Origin of the sequence: Mesorhizobium sp. M7A.F.Ca.CA.001.10.2.1 (assembly GCF_003998575.1) — a bacterium.
Taxonomy (GTDB): domain Bacteria; phylum Pseudomonadota; class Alphaproteobacteria; order Rhizobiales; family Rhizobiaceae; genus Mesorhizobium.
This window is the reverse complement of record NZ_RZQY01000500.1, coordinates 1-4,502: the sequence shown is the minus strand read 5'-3', so window position 1 is coordinate 4,502 and position 4,502 is coordinate 1. Positions and strand designations below refer to the sequence as shown.

Sequence of the window (4,502 nt, the reverse complement as noted above, 5' to 3'; positions counted from 1 at the left end):
TTTTTCTCAGCCTGGGATATTGCCGCGGGGTGCCGCCACTGTCGCCGCGCCGTTCGCGATGCTAGGGCAATTCACCCTGGGCGGAGGAATAGCGGATGAGCAAGAAGGCGCGACTGGTCCTGGCGATGGCGATCATCGAGGCAGGTCTTGCAGGCATCTGGTGGTATCTCGCCCGCTTCGGCATGGCCAATCCCGATCGCGTCACCGCTGACTTCCAGGCAGTCGTCGGCCAGACCATGGGAATGGCGATGGGCGGCTTGCTCGGCATCGGCTTTATCCTGTTCCTCGTCGCCGCACGCAACGGTCGCAACGCGGCACAGAATAAGACGCGCCCTTAATTCCCGTTTGCGAAATGCCACTCGATCAGCGGCTTCATGTGCGGTGACAGCCCGACCGGCAGGTCGGCGGCATGGCGGATGATCACCGGTCCCTCGATCTCCGGCTCGGTCTCGGTGGCGACGAAGGCTGAGATGCGCCTGGCGATCTCGTCGGCGGGCGCCGCCGCGTGGTAGCGGCGAAAGATCACCGTGCCGCTGCTGGTCGACATGGCATGGTAGCGCTTGCCGCGTTCCGCACCTGACAGGTCGAGCCCGGTTTCCTCGCGCACCTCACGGATCATGTTGAAATCGACGTCGACCAGCCCATCGCGAAAATCGATCGGCTCGAACGAGCCGGCGGCGAAATAGACGCGGCCGGCGTTGACTGTGTGAGGACCCATGCGGATCGCCACCAGCGCATTGTCGCCGGCCACCAGCATGGCATGGGCATAGGCATGCTCGGCGCCCGAATTCTCGCGCCGCTTCCGCCACAGCATGAACGTCGAGTAATTGACCGCGTGGCAGCGGCCGACGAGACGGCTGTCGCGGTAGGCAAGTTGCGACAGCAGCACCACCATGCCGTCGAACAGCGCCGGATTGGCGGCGATTTCGTGCTGCCAGTTCTCGGCGATCGCCTCTGCATTGTCCCTTGCGAAAGGGTGCGGACCGGGATCGAGCCGGACGTCGATGTCGTCGACCGGCAGGATGACGTTGCGCGGGAGGTCGAAACTCATGCGTCAGGTCATGTCCAGCGTGATCGCCACTGGGCAATGGTCCGATGCCTTCGGCCGGTCCCAGCCGGCGCGCGGAAACCGCTCGACCTCCTGCCCCGGCGGAAAGATGGTGCGCCAGGGCTGGCCGTTGCGGATGATGTCGGGAACGGCCGTTGCGTTGCTGGCGGCGAGCCCCTTCGACAACAGGATGTAGTCGAGCTGGCACAGATGCCGCTCTTCGGGTCCTCGCGTGTGGTAGAAGCTCCAGCGGTTCATCTCCGGCCGCCTCTCGACGACATTTTCGCAAAAGCCGCCTGCCGTCAGCACGTTGATGCAGGACAGGGCTTCGTCGACCACCTCGAAGCGATAGCCGTCGATCGCATCGCCGGCCACCTTCACGCGCTGGCGATAATCATTCATGTCGCCGCAGATCGCCCAGCTCTTGTCGGCGGCATAGTCCTTGCCGAAGCGCTCCTCGATGATGCGGCGCACGGCCTGCGCTTCGGCGATGCGCACCGGCATCGTCGCCTCGCGCCCGTCGAGCCCGTTGCGCGGCGAGCCCATCGACTTGAAATGCACGAGATAGAGCGTCAGCGGCACGCCGCCCACGGTGATGTCGATCTCCAGGCAGTCGCGCCGGAAAATGCGCTCATTGGCCTGATTGCCCAGTGCCTCGAGTTCCGGCGTGTGCAGCCCGAACTGCTCGTAGGTGACATAGGCATGGCTGGTCATGCGCACGAATTCGATCGGCTGGCCCTGCGCGGTCTCGTTGCGCATCATCACGGCAACGTCGATGCCGCGCGAATCATTGCCCGATGTGGTGTATTTCTGCCGGTAGCCCTGCCCCACCATCTTGAACAAATAGCCGTATTCGAACGCCTTTAACGCCTCGATATTGTCGACTTCCTGCATGCAGATGATGTCGGCGCGGGTGGCAGCGATCGCCAGCGCCGTCAGTTGGCGCGTGTCGTCGGACTGGGCGATGGCGCGGGCCTGCTCCAGGATCCTGTATTCCGCCTCGCTCTGGATATCGAACAGCGCCAGCGTTCGATCCTCGTTGAGCTGGTTGCGATAGCCGGAAAAATCGAACCTGTTCATCAGGTTCTCGACATTGAAGGTGGCAAGGCGCAGCGACATGCCATGACCTTTGCCCGCAAGTGCTTCGGAAAACAAGCGCGCAGGACCACCATCTGAGATCGATTGGTCCTGGGTGCGTTCGCGTCATGGTTGACGGAACCTTTCCGTTCATCCGCCGTTCAGATGCAAACATCCATTGTTGCCCCATTCCTCGGGTGGGCGCGGGGCCTGTAACTCTTGGAGAGTGCAATGAATTCGCTCTTTTCTTCCACGGTCAAATCGGGGCTGATAGCCCTCGGTATCCTTTCCGGCGTCACGGCACCGTCCGCCGCCGGACCGATCATGCAGCCGGATCTGTCGATACCCACCAGCACGGCGGCGCCGAATGTCACGCCTGTCCGCGACAGCTGGGCGGGCGGCAACAACCGTCAGTTCAACAATGATTGGAGATGGCGCCGGTCGGGCAACTGGAACGGCGGCCGTCGACACTGGCAGGGCGGCGGCGGTCACTGGAATGGCGGAGACAACTGGCGTTGGCGCCATGGTCGCCATCACTATCGCGGCGGCCGTTATTACGATGATGGCGCGAGTGCCGCGATCCTGGGCCTTGGCCTGGGGCTCGGCCTCGGCAGCATGTACAACAATTACGACTACTACGATCGGCCGGCGCCGCGCCGCTACTACCGCGCGGGACGGCTTTCGAGCGCCCATGTCCAATGGTGCTACAACCGCTACCGGTCGTACCGGGCCTACGACAACACCTTCCAGCCCTACAACGGCCCGCGCCAGCAGTGCTACTCACCCTATTGAGCTGACCTGTAGCTGAGCTGACCGACAGAATGAAAAACGGCGCCACTTGGCGCCGTTCAGACTGCTGACAAACCCCGTCGATTTTCGGCGGGGTTTTTTGTTATGTGATTGAAGTGTCTTGGACTGTTTGTGTCAGGAGATTTTGACAAGAGGCATTGAGCCTCATGCGCGGGCCGGCTTGGGTTTCGGGCACAGGCAAAGGGCGATCTTTTTGATGTTCTGGGCGGCGGCGGCGATCAGGCACTGGCAGGCGACCTTGGTGAGACTTCGGAACCGCGCATAGCGGTGACCATGCAGTTGCTTGGCGTCGGCGAAGGAGCGCTCGACGGTCTCCTTGCGGCGGCGGTAGATAGCCTTGCCCCATGCGGTCAGCCGGTTGGCGTCGGTGCGCTCCTTCGCATCGGCCCAGGCATGGCGGATGATGGTGCGTTGGGCCTTGGCATTGCTGGTGCAGGAGGCAAGCAGCGGGCAGTCGCGGCAGATAGCCGGGTCACTCTTGTAGTGGCGGTAGCCATTGCGGTCGGTGGTGGCGTAGGCCAGCATCTGGCCCTGTAGGCAGCGATAGCCATCAGCCGCCGGCTCATGGGTGAAGGAGGACGGACCCATCATGCCGGGCTTGGGCGGTCTGGGGCGACGATAACCGGTGACACCGCGGATTGCCCGATCCTCCAGTCCTTTGGCGATGCCTGCCGTGGCATAGCCGGCGTCCAGCCCGACGGCGCCGACATCAAAGCCGAAGCGCTGCACCTGCCGATCGAGCCTCGACAGGTAGACGGTCGAATCGTGGACGATCGCCGTCGTGTGCGTGTCGGTGATGATGGCGTGCGCCGCATCCACCGTGCGATGGTCGAGATAGAAAAAGCCCTTCGGCTTGCCCTCGCGCACCATGTAGCCGCTGTCGGGGTCGGTGCGCGAGACCTTGGTCTCCTTAACCGCAGGCCGCCGCTCCTTCTGCTTCAGCGGCTTCTGGCCATGCAGCGCCCGTTCGGTGTCGATCGCACGATCGAGGTCGGCCCAATAGTCGGCCCGCGACTTGGCGATCATGGCAAGATCGTATTTGCCCTTGTTGGCGTTGGCCTTCAGATGGGTGGAGTCGGTGTACAGCACCGTGCCGTCGACCAAGCCCGCCCGGATCGCCTGCTCAACAATGCGGTCGAAGATCGCCTGCGACACGCTGGTGTCGTCGTAACGACGCCGCCGGTTCTGGCTCAACGTCGAGGCGTCGAACACCTTGTCCGTCAGCTTCAGTCGCAGGAACCAACGATAGGCGACATTGACCTCGATCTCGCGCACCAGCTGCCGCTCCGAGCGAACGCCAAACAGGTAGCCGATGAACAGCGCCTTGAACATCAAGGTCGGGTCGAGTGGCGGGCGGCCATTGTCGGGGCAATACAGCGGCGCGGTCAGATCGTGGACGAAGGTGAAATCGATCACACGGTCGATCTTGCGCAAAAGGTGATCGGCAGGAACCAACTGATCCAGCGTCACCATCTCGAGCGCGGTCTGTTCAGGGGCGGGTCGCTTCAACATGACCCAGTGAATCAAAAACCCCCAGCAAATGCCAGGGGTTTGTCAGCAGTCTGAA

Annotated in this window: 5 protein-coding genes; 2 read left to right on the top strand and 3 right to left on the bottom strand. The window is 62.8% G+C overall.

All coding sequences use genetic code 11. From position 1 onward, the window contains the following. Nucleotides 1-95 precede the first annotated feature (95 nt). On the top strand, nt 96-338 hold the full coding sequence (locus tag EN964_RS25780; RefSeq protein ID WP_127276899.1) for a hypothetical protein: 243 nt from the start codon (nt 96-98) through the stop codon (nt 336-338). Here the strand turns inward: EN964_RS25780 and EN964_RS25775 are convergent. Both EN964_RS25775 and EN964_RS25770 read right to left on the bottom strand, forming a co-directional pair. Next, nucleotides 335-1,051, bottom strand: a complete 717-nt coding sequence (locus EN964_RS25775; RefSeq protein WP_127270699.1) for a hypothetical protein — start codon at nt 1,049-1,051, stop codon at nt 335-337. The two genes, EN964_RS25780 and EN964_RS25775, sit on opposite strands and share 4 nt — an antisense overlap. Before the next feature lie 3 nt (nt 1,052-1,054). After that, nucleotides 1,055-2,167, bottom strand: a complete 1,113-nt coding sequence (locus EN964_RS25770) for an endonuclease/exonuclease/phosphatase family protein (RefSeq protein ID WP_127270700.1) — start codon at nt 2,165-2,167, stop codon at nt 1,055-1,057. 189 nt (nt 2,168-2,356) lie between these two features. On the opposite strand from EN964_RS25770, the gene EN964_RS25765 reads away from it, so the two are divergent. Next, nucleotides 2,357-2,917, top strand: a complete 561-nt coding sequence (locus tag EN964_RS25765; RefSeq protein ID WP_127270702.1) for a BA14K family protein — start codon at nt 2,357-2,359, stop codon at nt 2,915-2,917. A 162-nt stretch (nt 2,918-3,079) separates the two neighbouring features. Here EN964_RS25765 and EN964_RS25760 read toward each other — a convergent pair whose 3' ends face one another. Further along, entirely contained in the window at nt 3,080-4,447 is a 1,368-nt protein-coding gene (locus EN964_RS25760; RefSeq protein WP_127267801.1) for an IS1182 family transposase, read from the bottom strand. Between the last annotated feature and the right edge of the window lie 55 nt (nt 4,448-4,502).

Excerpts from the sequence above, each read along its gene's own strand:
- EN964_RS25770 (WP_127270700.1), bottom strand. The coding sequence starts at position 2,167 with ATGTCGCTGCGCCTTGCCACCTTCAATGTCGAGAACCTGATGAACAGG.
- EN964_RS25760 (WP_127267801.1), bottom strand. The coding sequence starts at position 4,447 with ATGTTGAAGCGACCCGCCCCTGAACAGACCGCGCTCGAGATGGTGACG.
- EN964_RS25780 (WP_127276899.1), top strand. The coding sequence starts at position 96 with ATGAGCAAGAAGGCGCGACTGGTCCTGGCGATGGCGATCATCGAGGCA.
- EN964_RS25775 (WP_127270699.1), bottom strand. The coding sequence starts at position 1,051 with ATGAGTTTCGACCTCCCGCGCAACGTCATCCTGCCGGTCGACGACATC.
- EN964_RS25765 (WP_127270702.1), top strand. The coding sequence starts at position 2,357 with ATGAATTCGCTCTTTTCTTCCACGGTCAAATCGGGGCTGATAGCCCTC.